The sequence below is a fragment of the Clostridium hydrogeniformans DSM 21757 genome, assembly GCF_000686705.1.
Classification (GTDB): Bacteria; Bacillota; Clostridia; order Clostridiales; family Clostridiaceae; genus Clostridium_Z; species Clostridium_Z hydrogeniformans.
On record NZ_KK366004.1, the window covers coordinates 742,414 to 762,046 of the forward strand.

19 protein-coding genes are annotated in these 19,633 nt (G+C 30.0%); 16 read left to right on the top strand and 3 right to left on the bottom strand.

Annotated elements, in window-relative coordinates; translation table 11 throughout:
• Window positions 1-90 precede the first annotated feature (90 nt).
• The 8 genes from BR69_RS0116755 (at window position 91) to BR69_RS0116790 (ending at window position 10,126) form a co-directional block, all read left to right on the top strand.
• Window positions 91-2,412 (top strand): FtsK/SpoIIIE family DNA translocase, encoded by a 2,322-nt coding sequence (locus BR69_RS0116755; protein WP_027634235.1) that lies wholly within the window; start codon window positions 91-93, stop codon window positions 2,410-2,412.
• 69 nt (window positions 2,413-2,481) lie between these two features.
• On the top strand, window positions 2,482-3,816 hold the full coding sequence (gene rimO / locus BR69_RS0116760) for a 30S ribosomal protein S12 methylthiotransferase RimO (protein WP_027634236.1): 1,335 nt from the start codon (window positions 2,482-2,484) through the stop codon (window positions 3,814-3,816).
• Entirely contained in the window at window positions 3,803-4,393 is a 591-nt protein-coding gene (gene pgsA, locus BR69_RS0116765; RefSeq protein WP_027634237.1) for a CDP-diacylglycerol--glycerol-3-phosphate 3-phosphatidyltransferase, read from the top strand. Before rimO ends, pgsA begins: the two co-directional genes overlap by 14 nt.
• Window positions 4,394-4,545: 152 nt before the next feature.
• Complete coding sequence (gene recA, locus BR69_RS0116770; RefSeq protein ID WP_027634238.1) at window positions 4,546-5,586, top strand: recombinase RecA; 1,041 nt, start codon at window positions 4,546-4,548, stop codon at window positions 5,584-5,586.
• A 745-nt stretch (window positions 5,587-6,331) separates the two neighbouring features.
• The gene (gene rny / locus BR69_RS0116775; protein ID WP_027634239.1) at window positions 6,332-7,891 is read left to right on the top strand and encodes a ribonuclease Y; all 1,560 of its coding nucleotides are present in this window, start codon (window positions 6,332-6,334) and stop codon (window positions 7,889-7,891) included.
• Window positions 7,892-8,049: 158 nt separating this feature from the next.
• The gene (locus BR69_RS0116780) at window positions 8,050-8,310 is read left to right on the top strand and encodes a stage V sporulation protein S (protein ID WP_027634240.1); all 261 of its coding nucleotides are present in this window, start codon (window positions 8,050-8,052) and stop codon (window positions 8,308-8,310) included.
• A gap of 260 nt (window positions 8,311-8,570) precedes the next feature.
• Window positions 8,571-9,764, top strand: coding sequence for a pyridoxal phosphate-dependent aminotransferase (locus BR69_RS0116785; RefSeq protein WP_027634241.1), 1,194 nt, complete (start codon window positions 8,571-8,573; stop codon window positions 9,762-9,764).
• A 101-nt stretch (window positions 9,765-9,865) separates the two neighbouring features.
• Window positions 9,866-10,126, top strand: coding sequence for an HPr family phosphocarrier protein (locus BR69_RS0116790; RefSeq protein ID WP_027634242.1), 261 nt, complete (start codon window positions 9,866-9,868; stop codon window positions 10,124-10,126).
• Between the two features lie 49 nt (window positions 10,127-10,175).
• Here BR69_RS0116790 and BR69_RS0116795 read toward each other — a convergent pair whose 3' ends face one another.
• Window positions 10,176-10,394 carry a DUF378 domain-containing protein gene (locus BR69_RS0116795; protein ID WP_027634243.1) on the bottom strand — a complete coding sequence of 73 codons (219 nt, stop codon included), beginning with the start codon at window positions 10,392-10,394 and terminating at the stop codon, window positions 10,176-10,178.
• A 147-nt stretch (window positions 10,395-10,541) separates the two neighbouring features.
• On the opposite strand from BR69_RS0116795, the gene purB reads away from it, so the two are divergent.
• The 4 genes from purB to BR69_RS0116815 all read left to right on the top strand — a co-directional run bounded on the left by purB (window position 10,542) and on the right by BR69_RS0116815 (window position 14,497).
• The gene (gene purB, locus BR69_RS0116800; RefSeq protein WP_027634244.1) at window positions 10,542-11,972 is read left to right on the top strand and encodes an adenylosuccinate lyase; all 1,431 of its coding nucleotides are present in this window, start codon (window positions 10,542-10,544) and stop codon (window positions 11,970-11,972) included.
• A 92-nt stretch (window positions 11,973-12,064) separates the two neighbouring features.
• Window positions 12,065-12,532, top strand: coding sequence for an NUDIX domain-containing protein (locus BR69_RS0116805; protein WP_034850035.1), 468 nt, complete (start codon window positions 12,065-12,067; stop codon window positions 12,530-12,532).
• A 315-nt stretch (window positions 12,533-12,847) separates the two neighbouring features.
• Window positions 12,848-13,600 carry a DeoR/GlpR family DNA-binding transcription regulator gene (locus tag BR69_RS0116810; RefSeq protein WP_027634246.1) on the top strand — a complete coding sequence of 251 codons (753 nt, stop codon included), beginning with the start codon at window positions 12,848-12,850 and terminating at the stop codon, window positions 13,598-13,600.
• Between the two features lie 15 nt (window positions 13,601-13,615).
• Window positions 13,616-14,497 carry a Cof-type HAD-IIB family hydrolase gene (locus tag BR69_RS0116815; RefSeq protein ID WP_027634247.1) on the top strand — a complete coding sequence of 294 codons (882 nt, stop codon included), beginning with the start codon at window positions 13,616-13,618 and terminating at the stop codon, window positions 14,495-14,497.
• A 41-nt stretch (window positions 14,498-14,538) separates the two neighbouring features.
• On the opposite strand, the gene BR69_RS0116820 is transcribed toward BR69_RS0116815, so the two are convergent.
• Both BR69_RS0116820 and BR69_RS0116825 read right to left on the bottom strand, forming a co-directional pair.
• Window positions 14,539-15,825 carry an L-cysteine desulfidase family protein gene (locus BR69_RS0116820; protein ID WP_027634248.1) on the bottom strand — a complete coding sequence of 429 codons (1,287 nt, stop codon included), beginning with the start codon at window positions 15,823-15,825 and terminating at the stop codon, window positions 14,539-14,541.
• 397 nt (window positions 15,826-16,222) lie between these two features.
• Entirely contained in the window at window positions 16,223-16,927 is a 705-nt protein-coding gene (locus BR69_RS0116825; protein ID WP_027634249.1) for a DUF6873 family GME fold protein, read from the bottom strand.
• Window positions 16,928-17,315: 388 nt separating this feature from the next.
• Between BR69_RS0116825 and ytxC the strand changes: the two genes are divergently transcribed.
• The 4 genes from ytxC to rplT all read left to right on the top strand — a co-directional run bounded on the left by ytxC (window position 17,316) and on the right by rplT (window position 19,607).
• Entirely contained in the window at window positions 17,316-18,245 is a 930-nt protein-coding gene (gene ytxC, locus BR69_RS0116830) for a putative sporulation protein YtxC (RefSeq protein WP_027634250.1), read from the top strand.
• 230 nt (window positions 18,246-18,475) lie between these two features.
• Window positions 18,476-19,000 (top strand): translation initiation factor IF-3, encoded by a 525-nt coding sequence (infC, locus tag BR69_RS0116835; protein WP_027634251.1) that lies wholly within the window; start codon window positions 18,476-18,478, stop codon window positions 18,998-19,000.
• A 21-nt stretch (window positions 19,001-19,021) separates the two neighbouring features.
• A complete protein-coding gene (gene rpmI, locus BR69_RS0116840; RefSeq protein ID WP_027634252.1) occupies window positions 19,022-19,219 on the top strand; it encodes a 50S ribosomal protein L35 in 198 nt (65 codons plus the stop codon).
• A gap of 28 nt (window positions 19,220-19,247) precedes the next feature.
• Entirely contained in the window at window positions 19,248-19,607 is a 360-nt protein-coding gene (rplT, locus tag BR69_RS0116845; protein WP_027634253.1) for a 50S ribosomal protein L20, read from the top strand.
• The last annotated feature ends 26 nt before the right edge of the window (window positions 19,608-19,633 follow it).

Consider the following 19,633-nt stretch of genomic DNA (forward strand, 5'->3'; position numbering starts at 1 on the left):
CATAGGGACTTACCTATGGTTTAATTTTTGTTATAATTAAAAGGAGATTTTTTCAAGCTGTAGAAATACATAAGAGAAGAGGTGAAACATATGGCTAGAAAAAAAGCAAAAAATACTTCAAAAAATACTAGTAGTGGAAATCCAGAGATTCATGGAGTTGTTTATATGGCTCTTGGTATAATCTTTGCTATAACCATATTTTTTAATTCTAAAGGATCACTTATAGCATTTTTAAAAAATATATTATTTTCATTGGTGGGAATAGGGGCATACTTAACTCCATTTTATTTAATGTTCTATGGATTTTCTCTTATATTTAAGAAAGATGTAAAGACTACAATGAATAAGAACTTTTACTTAATGGTAGGGCTTCTTATAAATACTTTATGTTTTGTACAACTTATTAATAGGGAAAGCTATCTTGTAGGAGAATTTTCAGAGGGCATAAAGTTTCTTGTAACTGGAGGGGAAACATTCCATGGAGGAATCCTTGGAATGATTATTAGTTATCCTATATACAGTCTTTTAGGGGCAGGGGCTTCCTATGTTCTTTATTTGGCTATATATGTGATAGCCATTATAATAATATTTGATATTTCTTTATATGATGTAGGAAATACATTTAAGAGTAAGGCTCTCACAAGAAGAGAAAGAAAAAAGATTATAGAAACTAAAGGGTCAGAAGGTATAATAGGAATATTAGAAAAGCCAGAGGAGAACATTGAAGGTAAAGAAGAGTTTATTAAGGGAATAAATAGTAAAATAAAAATATTAGATTTTATGAAAAATTCCACCATATTAGACGAAGAAGATATAGAAAAGAAGGATGAGTATAAAGAAGAGAAGCCAATATTTAAAGGGGATGATAGTAAAAGAGGGGCTAGAAAAAAAGAGCAGGTAGATAATTCTATTAAAGAGGAAATAAATAATGAGCTTAACTCTAAAATTATAGGAAGTCCTTTTGAGGACATAGAATATAAGATTCCAGAAGTAGACTTTTTAAATCAAAATACCTTAGCTAAAATGAATAAAGAAGATAAGAAAGAACTTTTATCTAATGCAGCTAAATTAGAAGAAACCCTTAATAGTTTCGGCGTTGAAACAAAAATATTACAGGTTATAAAAGGACCCTCTGTTACTAGATTTGAACTTCAGCCTAGTGCAGGAGTAAAGGTAAGTAAGATAGTTAATCTATCTGATGATATAGCCCTTAGCTTAGCAGCAAAGGGGGTTAGAATAGAGGCTCCTATACCAGGTAAATCAGCTGTAGGTATAGAAGTACCTAACAGGGATCTTACCCCAGTACTGTTAAGAGAGGTCATAGAATCAGAGGAATTTAAAAATTCTAAGAAAAATCTATCCTTTTCTCTTGGAAAGGATATAGGAGGAAAATGCATAGTAGCAGATTTAACTAAGATGCCTCACCTTCTTATTGCAGGGGCCACAGGTTCTGGTAAAAGTGTTTGTATAAATACCCTTATTGTAAGTCTTTTATATAAATATTCTCCAGAGGATGTGAAACTTCTTATGGTTGACCCAAAAGTTGTAGAGCTTAATGTTTACAATGGAATACCTCATCTATTAATTCCAGTAGTAACAGACCCTAAAAAGGCAGCAGCAGCTTTAAATTGGGCAGTAAATGAGATGGAAAGACGATACAAGCTCTTTGCTGATAATGGAGTTAGGAATATAGAAGGGTTCAATGAACTTTATAACAAGGGTAGAATAGAAGAAAAGATGCCTTGGATAGTTATTATAGTAGATGAGCTTGCTGACCTTATGATGGCATGTGCAAATGATGTGGAAGAATATATTGCAAGACTTGCTCAAAAGGCTAGAGCAGCTGGAATGCATCTTGTAATAGCAACTCAAAGACCATCTGTTGACGTAATAACAGGAGTTATAAAGGCTAATGTTCCATCTAGAATATCATTTTCTGTTTCTTCTCAGATAGATTCGAGAACTATATTAGATTCAGCAGGAGCTGAAAAGCTGCTTGGAAAAGGAGACATGTTATTCTATCCAGTGGGAGAATCTAAACCATTAAGAATTCAGGGAGCGTTTATATCTGAGGAAGAAGTTGAAAAAGTAGTAAACTTTATAAAAAACCAAGGTCAAGAGTTTGAATATGAAGAAGAAATACTAGATCATATAAATAATGATGCATCATTATCTAGTGATAATTCTCAATCAGGAGAAGGAGATGCCCTTTTAGAAGAGGCTATAAGAATAGTTGTAGAATCAGGTCAAGCATCTACATCTTTTATTCAGAGGCGACTTAGAGTTGGATTTAATAGAGCTGCTAGAATAATGGAAGAACTTGAAGAAAGAAGAATTATATCAGAAAAGGATGGGAGTAAGCCAAGGCAGGTTCTTGTATCTAAAGATGAAATAAATGAAAATTATAATTAAAATACTTGTTTTAATTATGAAAGAGATATAAAATTAATTTGTATATTTGAAGACGTAGGAGGAAAATCAGTGGCTAAATACAAGGTAGGAATAATAAGCTTAGGGTGTGATAAGAATAGGATTGACACCGAGATTATTTTAGCTAAGCTTAAGCATAGCTATGAGATAACGAATAATCCAAAAGAAGCGGAGATAATTATAGTAAACACCTGTGGTTTTATTGAGAGCTCAAAGCAAGAATCCATAGATACCATACTAGAGATGGCAGACTTTAAAACAAAGTATAACTGCAAAGTTTTAGTTGCTACAGGATGTTTAACTCAAAGATATGGTAAAGAACTTATGGATATTATGCCAGAAATAGATATTCTTCTTGGCGTTAATGACTACACTAATCTAATAGAACATATTGATAAATTTCTTGTGGACAAAGAAAAGGTTATTAAGTGTGAGTACCAAAATGAAACAATAAATGAAGGGGAAAGAATAATAACCACAGAAGGGCATAGTGCTTATATAAGAATAGCTGAAGGTTGTAACAATTTTTGTACTTATTGTATAATTCCTAAGATAAGAGGAAAGTTTAGAAGTAGAAAAATTGAGAATATAGTTAAAGAAGCTAAATCTCTTTGTGAAAGTGGAGTAAAGGAAATAATTTTAGTTGCTCAAGATACAACTAAATATGGAGAAGATCTTTATGGAGAAAAGTCTCTTGTAAAATTAATAAGAGAATTAAGTCATATAGAAAGTCTTAAGTGGATTAGAATTCTTTACTGCTATCCAGAAGAAATAACAGATGAAATGATAGAAGAAATAGCTACTAATGAAAAAGTATGTAATTATTTAGATATACCAATTCAACATATAAGTAATAATATACTAAGTAAAATGGCAAGAAAAACCAATAAAGAATCTATACTAAATGTAATAGATAAAATGAGAAGAAGGATTAAAGATATGACACTTAGAACTTCTTTAATAGTTGGTTTTCCAGGAGAAACAGAAGAGGATTTTGAGGAACTTAAGGATTTTGTAACGGAATATAAGTTAGACAACCTTGGAGTTTTTACTTATTCAAGGGAAGAAGATACTCCAGCAGCTAAAATGGATAATCAGATTGATGAGAAGATTAAGAAAAAGAGACAAAAGGAAATAATGAGTATACAAAAAGAAGTATCCAAGGAGATAAAGAAAGAAAGTATTGGAAAAAGCTATGAGGTAATAATAGATAAAGAGAGTGAAGATTACTACATAGGAAGAGGAAGAGCTATGGCTCCAGATATAGACGGACTAGTTTATATTAATAAAACTATTAAGTTAGAACTAGGAACTATTGTTATGGTAAAGATAAAAGAGGCTTTAGAATATGATTTAATAGGGGTTGTTGAAGATGAACTTAGCTAATAAGCTTACACTTTTAAGAATATTTTTAGTACCTATATTTTTAGTATTTATAGCTGTACGATATATACCATATGGAACGTTTATAGCCACTGCTATATTCATTTTAGCTTCTCTTACTGATAAATTAGATGGATACATAGCAAGAAGTAGAAATCAAATAACTAGGTTTGGAAAAATAATGGATCCACTAGCTGACAAGCTTCTTGTAACAGCTGCTTTAATATCCTTAGTAGAGTTTCAAATAATACCTAGCTGGGCAGCAGTAATTATAATAGCTAGAGAATTTGCTGTAAGTGGACTTAGAACAGTAGCTGCTTCAGAGGGAATAGTAATAGCAGCTAGTTATTGGGGAAAGCTTAAGACTGTTATACAAATAGGTGCTATAATACTTTTATTATTAAAGTTTAATATTACAGAAACTGAATCATGGGGACGATATGTTGCAAGTAGTGATTTACTAAGTAAGTTTTTTGATATTGTTCCAGAAATATCTTTATATGTAGCAGTTATAATTACCTTGATTTCAGGTATAGATTATTTTATAAAAAATAAAGAGGCCATAAAGGTTGACAAATAAGTTTAAAACTATATATTCATGGATATAATTGAATATAACTAATATAAAGTTCCTAAAGTTTAGGAACTTTTATAATATTTCTTATTGACTATAAATAATATGTAAGATATAATAAAAAATAAGAACAGATGTTCGGAGAGGATGGTGGCCAAATGGCAGTAGATATGGATAAGTTAAAAGCCCTTGAAGCGGCAATGGGTCAAATAGAAAAGCAATTTGGAAAAGGCTCAATTATGAAATTAGGAGAAAATAGTATTTTAAAGCTAGATTCTATTTCTAGTGGATGTTTAGATTTAGATATTGCTTTAGGTATTGGAGGAGTTCCAAGAGGAAGAATAGTTGAAATATACGGACCAGAATCTTCAGGTAAAACAACAGTTGCACTACATATAGTAGCAGAGGCACAAAAAGCTGGAGGAGTAGCAGCATTTATAGATGCGGAACATGCTCTTGATCCAACTTATGCACAGAGATTAGGTGTTGACATAGACAATTTAATAGTTTCTCAACCAGACACAGGGGAGCAAGCTTTAGAAATAGCAGAAGCCCTAGTTAGAAGTGGAGCAGTAGATGTTCTAGTTGTAGACTCTGTTGCTGCATTAGTACCTAGAGCGGAAATAGAAGGAGAAATGGGAGATTCCCACGTAGGACTTCAGGCAAGACTTATGTCTCAAGCTTTAAGAAAGCTTGCAGGAAGCATAAATAAGTCAAATGCTTGTGCTATATTTATAAACCAGTTAAGAGAAAAAGTTGGAGTTATGTTTGGAAATCCAGAAACTACTCCAGGAGGAAGAGCTCTAAAGTTCTATGCTTCTGTTAGAATGGATGTAAGAAGAATAGATAGCATAAAGCAAGGAGATGAGTTCCTTGGAAATAGAACAAGAGTTAAGGTTATTAAAAACAAGGTAGCACCTCCTTTTAGGCAAGCAGAGTTTGATATTATGTATAATGAAGGAATATCAAGAGAAGGTAATATACTAGATGTTGGAGTTAAAGAGGAGATAGTTCAAAAGAGCGGAGCATGGTTCTCCTATAATGATATAAGACTTGGTCAAGGTAGGGAAAATGCTAAGCAATATCTTAAGGAAAATCCTAATGTTGCTCTAGAAATAGATAAAATAATAAGAAAAAAACACAACCTTATTTCGGAAGAGGAAACAACTGCTCCAGTAAAAGAGAAAAAAGAAAAGTAATTAAAAGGGCTGCACACTAAATAATTAGTGTGCAGCTTATTTTTATAAAAAATAAATTCCAAACTCTGAAGATAAGGATTTATGATAAAGTTAATATATGACAAAATACATTAATCATGTAAGGATTATACTCAAAGAGAAGGTGTTTATTAACTAAAGTTTTCGCTGAACATAGGTTATATAATTGCAGAGGAAGATTTAGTATCTTTAATAAGTCAGTTTGTAGAGGGAAGGATTTAGAAAATTTACATTCATTTCTTATTAAGTTAGGAGAAATAAGGCTATAACACCTTTTAATTTTTTTATATCTATAAATATTAAAAAATGCTATGAAAAGTTTTAATAGCATTTATTAGAAAGTATTTTGAAAGAATATATTTAAATTTAATAATAATTTTTTATAAATTTACAAGTGATTTTTAAAGTAAATAAATTTATAGAAAATTATTTAGGTTATTTATATATTAGGTAGTATTATAGTGAATAGGTGAATAAATAAGTAGAATAGGGTACATAATCAATAAGAGAACATTAAGCATAGTTATGAAATAGTGAAATTTAAGAATTACTATACACTAAACAAGAGGAGCTCATACTTGACATAAATATAAAATAAATATAAAATAAATATAAAATATATGCAAATACTGGTTTGTAATATTGATTCAAAAATTTAATGTATGCACCTTTTTGCTTTCATATTTATAAAAGTATAGTTTCCTTAAAAAGCGTAGGAGGTGTTATTTTGAATAATTATATTATAAGTATTGTTGGATTTGTTATATTAATATTAGTGTTATTAGTGTTATTTCTTATATATCTTAATGTTAAAAAGAAACTTAAGATATCTCAGGATAAGATATTAGAGGCGGAGAAAGAGACTAAGGTTATACTTGAAGATGCTAAAAAAGAAGCTGAGGCTTTAAGAAAAGAATCTGTTTTAGAGGCAAAGGAAGAAGTTCATAGACTAAGAAATGACTTCGAAAGAGATAGTAGGGAAAGAAGAAACGAGATTCAAAGAATGGAGAGAAGACTTATTCAAAGAGAAGAGTCTCTTGATAAAAAAGGAGATTCCCTTGATAAAAAGGAAGAAAGTTTAAGTGTAAAACTCCAAGAAATTGAAGCAGTAGAAGATAGTGTTAAAGTTCTTTATTCTAAACAAAGAGAAGAACTTGAAAGGATTTCAGGCCTTTCTTCAGAAGATGCAAAGAATATTCTTCTAGAAGAGGTTAATAAGGAAATTAAACATGAAGCTGCAATGATGATTAAGGAAGTTGAAACCAAAGCTCGTGAAGAAGCAGATAAGAGAGCTAAAGAGGTAATAACTACAGCTATTCAAAGATGTGCTGCTGATCATGTATCAGAATCCACTGTTCATGTGGTAGCTCTTCCTAATGATGAAATGAAGGGCAGAATTATAGGCAGAGAAGGAAGAAATATAAGGACCTTAGAAACATTAACTGGGGTTGATTTAATAATTGATGATACTCCAGAGGCAGTAATACTATCAAGTTTTGATCCAATAAGAAGAGAAGTAGCTAGAACAGCCCTTGAAAAATTAATTGTGGATGGTAGAATACATCCAGCAAGAATTGAAGAAATGGTTGAAAGAGCTAAAAAAGATGTTGAAAATGACATAAAAGAAGAAGGGGAACAAGCTACTTTCGAAACAGGAGTGCATGGTCTACATATAGAACTTATAAAGCTTCTTGGAAGATTAAAATATAGAACAAGTTATGGTCAAAATATTTTAAAGCACTCTATGGAGGTTTCATATTTAGCAGGACTTATGGCTTCAGAACTTGGACTTGATGTGGCCGTTGCTAAGAGAGCAGGATTACTTCATGATATAGGAAAAGCTGTAGACCATGAAGTTGAAGGACCACATGCTTTAATAGGAGCAGAAATAGCTAAGAGGTATCATGAATCTCCAATTATAGTTAATGCTATTGGAGCACACCATGGAGATATGGAAATGCAGTCTCTAGAAGCAGTTCTTGTTCAAGCAGCTGACGCAATCTCAGCAGCAAGACCAGGAGCAAGGAGAGAAACTCTAGAAGCTTACATTAAGCGTTTAGAGAAACTTGAAGAAATTGCAAATTCTTATGAAGGTGTAGAAAGATCTTATGCTATTCAAGCTGGTAGAGAAATAAGAATAATGGTAAGACCTGAAGATATAGATGATGCTGGAGCTATAGATATGGCAAGAAATATGGTTAAGAAGATAGAAAATGAACTTGAGTATCCAGGTCAAATAAAAGTAAATGTAATAAGAGAAACTAGAGCAGTAGATTACGCAAAATAATATAAGATTTTTAATAAGATACATTTTATTTAATAAAATGTATCTTATTTTTGTAAAAAATTATAAAAGGAGTTTTGTAAAGGTTTGTAGAATATATAGTTCTATGGAATTAATTTTAAATTATAAAGTATAAATGCATTAATTAGGGGGTAAGAGTAATGGAAGTATTAAAAGTTTCAACAAAATCAAATCCAAATTCAGTAGCAGGGGCACTAGCAGCTATATTAAAGGAAAGAAATATAGTGGAGATTCAAGCAATTGGAGCTGGAGCTATAAATCAAGCTGTTAAAGCAGTAGCTATAGCAAGAGGATTTGTTGCACCAAGTGGAAAGGATATAGTATGCGTTCCAGCATTTACTGATATCGAAATAGATGGGGAAGAAAGAACAGCTATAAAATTAATTGTTCAGCCTAGATAAAATATTAAAGGAAGCTTATATATAAAGCTTCCTTTTTTCGTTATAGAAATTAGTTATATAAATCAGTTTATTAAAGGTTTACATACACTTAAGTAAATGTTATATTTAATATATGAAAGTTAACTTTCATTTTGTTATTATTATAAAATAATAACATTCATTTTAAGAAAAACTTTATATAAATTTTTAAATAGTATAATATATTAATTATAAGATAATCATATAAATGAAATAATATAACATTACTAGGGGGATTTATAATGATACTTTCAAAAAAAGCTAAGGAAATATCACCATCATTAACTTTAGCCATAACAGCTAAAGCTAAAGCTATGAAAGCAGAAGGAATAAATGTTATAGGCTTTGGTGCCGGGGAGCCAGATTTCAATACTCCAGATAATATTCAAGAAGCTGCCATAGAGGCAATAAAGTCTGGAAAGACTCGTTACACTGCTGCATCAGGTATTGATGAGCTTAAGGATGCTATAATAAGTAAATTTAGCAAGGATAATGAATTAACTTATAATAGAAAACAAATAATAGTATCTACAGGAGCAAAACAATGCTTAGCTAACATATTCCAGTCTATACTAAATCCAGGAGATGAGGTTTTGGTACCTGTACCTTATTGGGTAAGCTATCCTGAACTTATAAAACTAAGTGATGGTAATCCAGTTTTCGTAAACTGCAAAGAGAGCAATAACTTTAAATACACAAGAGAAGATTTAAAGGCAGCAGTAAATGAAAAAACTAAAGCTATAATACTTAATAGCCCAAACAATCCAACAGGAACTGTTTACTCTAAGGAAGAGTTAATAGATATTGCAGAATTTGCAAAGGAACATGATCTTATAATAATATCAGATGAAATTTATGAAAAATTAATATATGGAGACACTAAACATATAAGTATAGCTAGTCTTTCAGAGGATGCATATAAGAGAACCATAGTTATTAATGGGGTATCTAAGTCCTATGCTATGACAGGATGGAGAATTGGATATGCAGCTGGATGTGAAGAGATAATAAAACTTATGTCTAATATTCAAAGCCATACTACTTCTAATCCAAACTCTATAGCTCAATATGCTTCAGTAGAAGCTTTAAATGGAGATCATTCAAAGATTTCATCCATGATAATTGAATTTAAGAATAGAAGAAACTTTATGGTGGAAAGAATAGAAGGAATAGAAGGTCTTACATGTATAAACCCAGAAGGTGCTTTCTATGTTATGGTTAACATAGAAAAAGTTATTGGAAAAGAGTTTAATGGAGAAAAAATAAGTAATTCCTTAGATTTCTCTAGTATGCTATTAGAAGAAGAAAAAGTGGCGGTAGTTCCAGGTGTAGCTTTTGGATTAGAAAATTATATAAGACTATCTTATGCTACTTCCTTAGACAATATAAAAGAAGGTTTAGATAGAATAGAAAGTTTTATTAAGAAATCAAAGTAATTTTAATAAACAATAAATTTTTTTGAAAAATTGTTGAACTAAGTTAAAAAGATGTTATAATATAGGAGTTAAGAAATCAAATAGTTAAAGAGGTGGAAGCAATGGTATCTAAAGAGGTTGTAGTAAAGAATTCAACAGGTTTACACGCTAGACCAGCTACTTTATTAGTAAAGAAAGCATCAGCTTTTAAATCTGACATTAGCATAGAGTTTAATGGAAAAAAAGCTAATGTAAAGAGTTTAATAGGTGTTTTATCATTAGGAGTTACTAAAGATGCAAATATAACGGTTGTTGCATCTGGAGATGATGAAACTTTAGCTGTAGAAGAAATAGCTAAGTTAATAGCGTCACTAGAAGAGTAATATAGTTAATATAAGTCAAAAGCCACTTAAATTTAAGTGGCTTTTGATTTTATTTACTTATTAAAGCTTTTTTGCTTTTAGAGATTAAAAAGACTAAGTATAATGCTGACACTCCAACTAGTATATAAACACCTCGATGAACTGCAGGGATTTTACTAAAAAGTAACCCTACTAAGTCAATGTTAGAAACACCAATTAGTCCTAAATTTAGTGCTCCTATAAGTACTAATATAGCTGCTAATTTGTCCAAAGAATTTAATTTGTACATATTGCATCCTCCCAAAACTGAAAATATGTTTTCTAATTAAAGTATATTAGAATAATTTTAAAATATAACTGATATTTTATTTTAATTATGTTATAATGCGAATGAATACACAGTAAATTTAAAAAAGATTCGTTATGGAGGTTTTTTATGAGAAATACATATAGCACACCATTAAATAGCAGATATGCATCTAAAGAAATGAGTTACATCTTCTCCGATGATATGAAGTTTTCTACATGGAGAAAACTTTGGGTTGCTTTAGCAGAGGGAGAGATGGAACTTGGTCTAAATATTACAAAGGATCAAGTTGAAGAACTTAAGGCACATATATATGATATAAATTATGAAGAGGCCTTAGCAAAAGAAAAAGAAGTAAGACATGATGTTATGAGTCACGTTTATGCCTATGGACTTCTTTGTCCTAATGCTAAAGGGATAATACATCTTGGAGCAACCTCTTGTTATGTTGGAGATAATACTGATGTTATTATAATGAGAGATGGATTAAACCTAATAAAGAAAAAGCTTGTGAAAACAATAAAACTTTTAAGTGATTTTGCTATAAGATATAAAGATATGCCAACTTTAGGGTTTACTCATTTTCAACCAGCACAATTAACAACTGTAGGCAAAAGAGCAACTCTTTGGATTCAAGATTTAGTTATGGATATAGAGAGCATAGATTTTCTTATAGGAACTTTAAAACTTAGGGGAGTTAAAGGAACTACTGGTACCCAAGCTAGCTTTATGACCTTATTTAATGAGGATGAGGAAAAGGTTAAAGCTTTAGATAAAAAGATAGCAGAAAAAATGGGCTTCTCCAAATCCTATGGAGTTACAGGGCAAACTTATCCAAGAAAGCTTGATTCTATAGTACTAAATACCTTATCGGAAATATCTCAAAGTGCATATAAATTTTCTAATGATTTAAGATTACTTCAAAGCATGAAGGAAGTAGAAGAGCCTTTTGAAAAGAATCAAATAGGATCTTCAGCTATGGCTTATAAGAGAAATCCTATGAGATCAGAAAGAATGGGAGCTTTAGCTAGATATGTAATAGTAGATGCTTTAAATCCAGCTATAACTGCATCAACTCAATGGTTTGAAAGAACTCTAGATGATTCAGCAAATAAGAGAATAGCAGTGGCAGAAGCTTTCCTTGCCCTAGATGGAGTGTTAAATCTATATATGAATATAGCTGAAAATATGGTAGTTTATGAAAAGGTAATAGCAGCTCATGTAAATAGAGAGTTACCATTTATGGCTACAGAAAATATAATGATGGAAGCTGTTAAAAGAGGTGGAGATAGACAAGAACTTCATGAGAGTATAAGAATACATTCAATGGAAGCTGCTCAAAGAGTTAAGGGAGAAGGCCTTGATAATGACTTAATAGATAGGATAATAAAAGATGAAAGCTTTAAGCTTTCTAAGGATGAAATATTATCTATAATAGATCCTAAAAAGTTTATAGGTAGAGCTCCAAGTCAGGTTACAGAATTTATTGATGAGTATGTAACACCTATTCTTGAGAATAATAAAGATTTAGTAGATATAAAAGCTGAAATAACAGTTTAAAGCATATAATTTTAAAATTATAGGATTTGATAATAAGGATTTTAACTAGTTATCAAATCCTATTTTATTAAATAGAAAATTGGGGTGATAAAATGATAAGAGTTTTTACTATTTGCTATATAGAACATGAAGGTAAAACATTAATGTTACATAGGATAAAAAGAAAAGATGATGTCCATTATGGAAAGTGGATAGGGGTTGGAGGAAAGGTGGAAAAGGGAGAGAGTCCTGAAGAGTGTATAATACGAGAAGTTAAGGAAGAAACAGGGTTAACCATAGAAAATCCTAAATTAAGGGGGATATTAACCTTTCCTAATTTTGTTTATGATGAGGATAGATTGGTATTTTTATATAGTGCTAAAGATTTTAAGGGGGAAATTAGAAATTGTGATGAAGGGGATCTTCATTGGGTCCATAATGATAAAATCTTAGACCTTAATCTATGGAAAGGAGATAGGTTATTTTTAGAATGGCTTAAGAAATATAAAATGTTTTCAGGAAAGATTATTTATGAAAATGGAGAACTTATGGACTATGATCTTATAGTACATGAAAAATAGTATATTTCTTATATTAATAATATAAGAGGAGATAAACTTAGCATATTACGATCCAAATTAGGAAATATTTTTTATTAATAGATTTTAAGTGAAAAAGAATAATCCATAGAAAAAGTACTATAAATTTAAGTTTTATTTATAGTACTTTTTCTATGAGAAATTTATTTTGAAAGCCTTATATTTTGATTTACATAACAGCTATGGTAACTATAACTATGTTTTGAAATAATGGATAATGAATAAGTAAACTTATAAACGCTTAATATATTGCAAAAACACTTAAAAACACTTATAATTTATTTAGGGGGTGAAACGGTGTATCAAGAAGAAAGACTTCAATATATACTAAGCCACTTAAGTAATAATAAACGTATTTCTATTGATGATATATGCTTAAATTGTAGAGTATCTAAGGATACAGCAAGAAGAGATTTAGTTTACCTTGAGAGGGAAGGAAAGATTATAAGAACCCATGGAGGAGCACTATTCCAAAATAAAAAAAATAAGATAGAAAGCTATTCTTCAAGGCTTAAGATAGATTCAAAGGAAAAAAATAAAATAGGAAATATAGCGTCTAATTTAGTTGAAGATGGAGATCTTCTGATCTTAGATACCTCAACTACAGTAGAGGTGTTTTCTCATTGTTTAAAAGATAAAATATGTACTGTAGTAACAAATTCTATAAATGTGGCAGAAGTTCTTATGGAAGATAATAATGTAGACGTTCATGTATTAGGAGGGAAAATAGATAAAAAGCATAGATTCCTATATGGAGGTTATACATTAGATATGTTAGATAACTATTTTGCAGATAAGGTTTTTTTAGGAGCCTTAGGAGTTAGTGAAAAGGGAATAACTGTAGATAGTGATGAGGATGCCAAAGTAATGAGCAAGATGATTCAACAGGGAAATGAAGTTATAGTTTTGGTTGATAGTTCTAAAATAAATAAGTCAGCTCACTTTAAAGTTTGTGATATAGATAAGGTGTCTGTTATAGTTACGGATAAGAAACCAAGCAATGAATTTATGAAAATATTAGAAGAGAATAAGGTAGAATTAATTTTTTAGTAAAGGGGATAACATATGAAATTAATAGTAACAGATTTAGATGGGACTTTATTAAATAAGAGTCATGTAGTTAGCACAGAAAATGAAAGAGCTTTAAAGAAGGCTTTAAATAAAGGGGTTAATGTTGCCATTGCCTCAGGAAGAAACTATGGAGATATAAAATCTATAAGCAATGAAATGGGAATAGAACCTTATATAATAAGTAGTAATGGAGGAAGTGTTTATGATAAGCATGGAAAAAAGCTGAAATCTACTTATATAGATAAGGAAGTAGGTAAAAAAATAATAGAGTGGCTAAGAAAGGAAGATTTTTTCTTAGAAATTGCAACAGAGGATAAGGTTTTTATGGAAAAAGGATGGGAAGATATACTTCATAAAGAGTTTACCTTATTAAAAAATAAGATTGATTTAAATGAAGAGGAATATAAATCATATATTGAAGCTATTAAAAGCATGAATGGACTTCAGGAAGTAAATGATATTGTGGAGACTTTAGATAATATAGATATATCTCTTATATCTGTTTGCTCTATTGATTTGGAAAGACTTAATAAGGTTAAAGAGGAAATAGAAAAAGATAATAGTTTATCATGTCCTTTTTCAGGAAAATTTAATTTCGAAGTTATAAATAAGAAATGTACTAAAGGTGATGCTTTAGAATTTTTATCAGAATATATAGGAATAAATATGGAAGAGATAATCACCATAGGAGATAACTTTAATGATGAAACAATGCTTAAGATGGCGGGAGTTGGAGTTGCCATGGGGAATGCAGATGATAAAATTAAAAAGATAAGTAATTTTATAACTAAGGATAATGGAGAAGATGGGGTTGCTTATGCTGTAAATAAGTTTTTAGACGCAGAAGAAGAAGTAGCATCAGCTATGGAAGCATAAAGAATAAATAAAAGGTGTAGGAGGTAACCTACACCTTTTATTTATTTACATACCATTATATCTAAAATCAATTTATCAGTTTCTGTCATTCCATTAGAACCAATTCTAGCTAAATTCTTAATTGTTTTCTCTATATCCTTGTCTATAATACCATCAGTTTCGCCTATTTCTATTTTTTCTATGGCAAGAAGGGCAGACTGAATGGCAGCACTAACACCAGTGGATACTTTTAAAGCACAGCCAGTTTTTGCTCCATCACAAATCATTCCAACAATATTCCCCGCCATATTTTTAATAGAATAGGTTATGCTTTCAAAGTCACCACCTAAAAGATAGGTAATACCAGAGCTTGCCCCAGCTGAAGCCACCACACAACCACATAAGGCAGAAAGTCTTCCAAGATAAGATTTTATATGTATAGCTATTAAATTAGATAGTATAAGAGATCTTGCTAAATTTTCATCATCAACCTTTAATTTTTCAGCAGCAGCTATTACAGGCATCATAACAGTAATACCTTGATTTCCGCTTCCAGAATTACTCATAACAGGTAGCATGCATCCTGCCATTCTAGCATCAGAGGCAGCTGCAGTTATGGCCATGGCATAGTTTTGTATATCATCACATAGTAATCCTTTTTCTATGGTCTTCATTAGAGTTTTTCCAACCCTTAATCCATAATCCATATTTAACCCTTCTAGGGATACAGTTTTGTTCATTTTAGCCCCTTCTAATATAAATTTTATATTATCAAAGTCTTCATTCATGGCAAAATCATATATGTCTTTAACTGTAGTATGGAAAGTCTCATTAGATTCACAATCATTAGGAGCAGAAAGTTCTTCTGAGCCTTGAAAGATGCAATGTCCATTTTTCTCTACATATACTATATTAGAATGCTTGTCACTTATTATTACCTTACAATACTCATCTTTATTTCTTACTATGGCTTCTACATAAAGCTTTGTTTCAACATCTTTAGTAGATACAGAGACCTTATTGTTTTTGACAAAGATTTTAGCGGAATTAATATGATCATTAGTTATACCTTTTAAAACTTCAAGATCTTTATCAGGATTCCCACCTAAAGCTCCAAGGGCAGCAGCTATATGAAGACCTATCATTCCAGTACCAGGTATGCCTACCCCCATTCCATTTTTTAAAATATTACAACTTACATAAACCTCAATTTTATCTATTTTTCTATTTATCTCTTTAGCAGCCCTACTACTAGCTAAAGCTACGGCAATAGGTTCGGTACATCCAAGAGCAGGAACTACCTCTCTCTTAAGAAGATTAATAAAAAAATCTTTGTTTTTTGTAGTCATGAAATCAACCCCTTTAGTATTAAGTGAATTATCATAGGTATATTTACAGTACAAATTATAATAAAGTAAAGCTTGAATTAACTGACTTCATTATTATAGCTAAATTTAAGCTTTGCTATAGGGTTTTAATATAAGTCCTTAATTTATCTATTGAAAATATCATTGACTTGCCTTGCTTTAACAAAATAGATAAATTAACTTTAAAACTTAAAGCCCTATAAATATAAGACTTTATAATTCCAACCCTTAGCTTTAACAGTAGAAATTTTTAGAATTGTAAAGTCTATAATAAAAACCTTTTCAACTATATAATACTATTAACTACTATGTTAAATCAAACCTTTATAATAAAGACTTTATAAGAGTTTTTTATACCTAATAATTCTTATCATATTACTTATCTGTAAAAGGTAAATATACTTCCTCTATCTGCAAGTTTTCCTTTCTTTAAAGATAGGTAGTTTATATTCTGAGAGGATAAAAAGTCTAAAATTTCTTTTCCGTAGGCATAGGAGTTTAAATCTCCGAAAAATCCCAAGGTGTTTTTATCTAGAAGTCCACAACATCCACCTATAAAACCATAGTTCATTCCTTGAAGAATAATATCACCATAAGGAATGTGTAGAATATTTAAGTTAGTATTTTTTAAACTACTTACTATAGAAGGATCACTGGTTATTATAGCTGAGGAAGAAACAATTGCAGTAGAACATTTTGTGTAACCTTGGTTTACATGAATTTTAATTTTATTATCCATCATTTGTAAAAGAGTAGAATCTGTATAATTTAAATTATGAATAAAATATTCTCCAAAAGAAGCTCCGTTAAGAATAATATCTTTTGGGTATTTCTCATCTAAAGAATCCTTAGAAAAATGAAGATTAAAATTTAATCTTTTTAATCTATCAATAAAGTTATTATCCATATCCTTATTAACCACTATATTATAATTATCAAGCATATGAAGTTGAATATCTGGGTGACCACTAATAGCATCATAAACTTTAGTGGATTTTGGAACTTTTAAAAGATTAAAGTTTAGACTCTTTAAAGAATCCTCTTCTTCTTTTGATATCCTATAGTCTACTATTGCATATTTCATAAAGAACCTTCCTTTTTACTAAATATAATTTTTATTAAAGAAAAATTATAAAACATTTAATATAATTATATAAAAAAATAATTATATAAAAAAGGATATTAATTATAATTTATGAGAACACTAACTCTTATTAAATATATAAATTTCTTCAGTTAAATAGTTAAAGTATCTTATTGGGATTATTGAAATTTAATTTAGAATTTTATGATCTGAGAGTTTACTTTATGATTTAAACCTTCTTTAAGAATTAACTGGATAAATAACTAGGTATATATCTTAGGTAATGTTAAAAAAATTTTTTATTTAATTTGTGTCGATAAATGCTAATATTTTTTTGTATATATGAAAAGTTAAAACACATACTATGGATAAGAAGGGAGTGAGAAGTATGCTACTACTAAAAATTGTATATGAAGGAGAAGCAATAGTTGTAGATGAACTCCAAGACTTAAAAAAATATTTTAAAAACAAGAATATAACTATTGGTATTTCAGAGAGTATTGAGGGATCATCTCACTTCATAAAAATATTATGCGAAGATGAGGTTTATGATGAAAAATTAAAAAATTCTGTGAACTTAAATGTTAGTAATATTTTATACAAGATAGTTATAGATATATTTAAAAAGAAAGAGGTTTATGAATTTTTAACTGACACCTATTTCTTTTTAAGAAATGATGAGCTTCCAGAGGTTAGCAGTAGGATTTATGAGGCTTTAATAGGAGAAAGTAAGATAAAGGATGAGACTAGTATATACTGTATGAATAGAAAAAATAATATAATAACTAAAATAAAACAGTGTATAGATGAGAGCACAGAACTTAATATAAAGGGGTTTATAACTTTTAGAATGAAATATTTAAAGGATGATCTAGAGGCTATAGTTGATAAGGTGGTAGAAAAGTATCTAGTAGAGAAGGAATACAATGAGTTTATAAAGTTATTAAAATATTTTGTGGATGTTCAAGATAGTAAGATTGAGGAAGTTAATATAATTGTAGATGAAAATGGTAATTACACATTAAAAGATAAGGAAGGAAAAGAAATATTAAGTGAATTCATAAGCGAATTTGTGGATTGTAAGTTTGGCATGGTAGGAGTAAATATGGATGATGTTATAATAAGTGGTCTTATAACAAATTCTCCTAAGATAGTAAGGATACATGGAGAAGGAAACTTTATAAATAAGGAGATATTAGAAACAATAAAAAATGTCTTTACAAATAGGGTTGTTTTCTGTAATAATTGTTATATGTGTTGTCAAGATAAGTTATATAGTCCTATGATAGATAAAAGTAGAGACACAGTAAAATTATAAAAACAAACTTGTTGACAACATTATATTAGTATGTTACAATAAATCCTGTGTTAAATGTAAAGAAGGAACAGCCGTTTCTCACCTTACAGCATTGCTAGTAGGGTTATCTCTAAACACTTTTAAATTTGAGTGTAACTTTAAAGAGGTAATATAAATGAAAGCGGCATCTTTATGCCGCTTTTTTATATTGTATATTTACATAGATTTATTGATACTTATCATAAGTGGAGGTGAATAATATTAGTAAAGATTTTCTTTTAAATGAACAAATTAGGGCGAAAGAAGTTAGAGTTATAACAGGTAGTGGAGAAGCTCTTGGAATTATGACTTCTAGGGAAGCATTAAGCATTGCTGAAGAAAGAGAAGAGGATTTAGTCCTTATATCTCCTAACGCTAACCCACCAGTTTGTAAAATAATGGACTTTGGAAAGTTTATATATGAACAATCCAAGAGAGACAAAGAAGCTAAGAAAAAACAAAAGGTTACAAACCTAAAAGAAATAAGATTTAGTCCTTCTATTGAAGAACATGACATTATGATTAAAGCAAATAATGCAAGAAGATTCTTGAATGATGCTGATAAGGTTAAGGTTACTGTTAGATTTAGAGGAAGAGAAATGGAACATGCTTCATCAGTAGGAACAAAAATTCTTAAGAATTTTGCTTCTAAATTAGAGGATGTTTGTGTTATAGAAAAACCTTCAAAGTTAGAAGGTAGAAACATGACAATGATTTTGGCTCCAAAAAAAGCTTAAACTTGAGAGGAGGATTTTATTATGCCAAAAATGAAAACTCACAGAGGTGCTGCAAAAAGATTTAAAAAGACTGGAACAGGAAGATTAAAGAGAGCAAAGGCTTTCAAAAGTCATATCCTTACTAAGAAGAGTTCAAAGAGAAAGAGGAACTTAAGAAAAACTGCTTATGTTTCTACAGCACAAGAAAAAGCAATGAAGAAATTATTACCATATCTATAATAGAGATACTGAATAGGAGGTTTAAAAAATGGCAAGAGTTAAAAGAGCAAAAAACGCGCGTAAGAATCATAAGAAGGTGTTAAAGCTTGCTAAGGGATATTACGGTGGAAAAAGTAAGTTATTTAAAACTGCTAATGAGTCAGTTATAAGAGCTTTAAGAAATGCATATGTTGGAAGAAGATTAAAGAAGAGAGACTTCAGAAGATTATGGATAGCTAGAATAAATGCAGCTACAAGAATAAATGGTTTAACATATTCTAAGTTCATGAATGGATTAAAGATTGCAGAAATAGATATAAACAGAAAAATGTTATCTGAGATAGCAATAAATGATCCAAAGGCATTTGCTGATTTAGTAGAAGTAGCTAAAAATGCACTAAATGCATAATTTAACATATAAATGCGACTAATTGT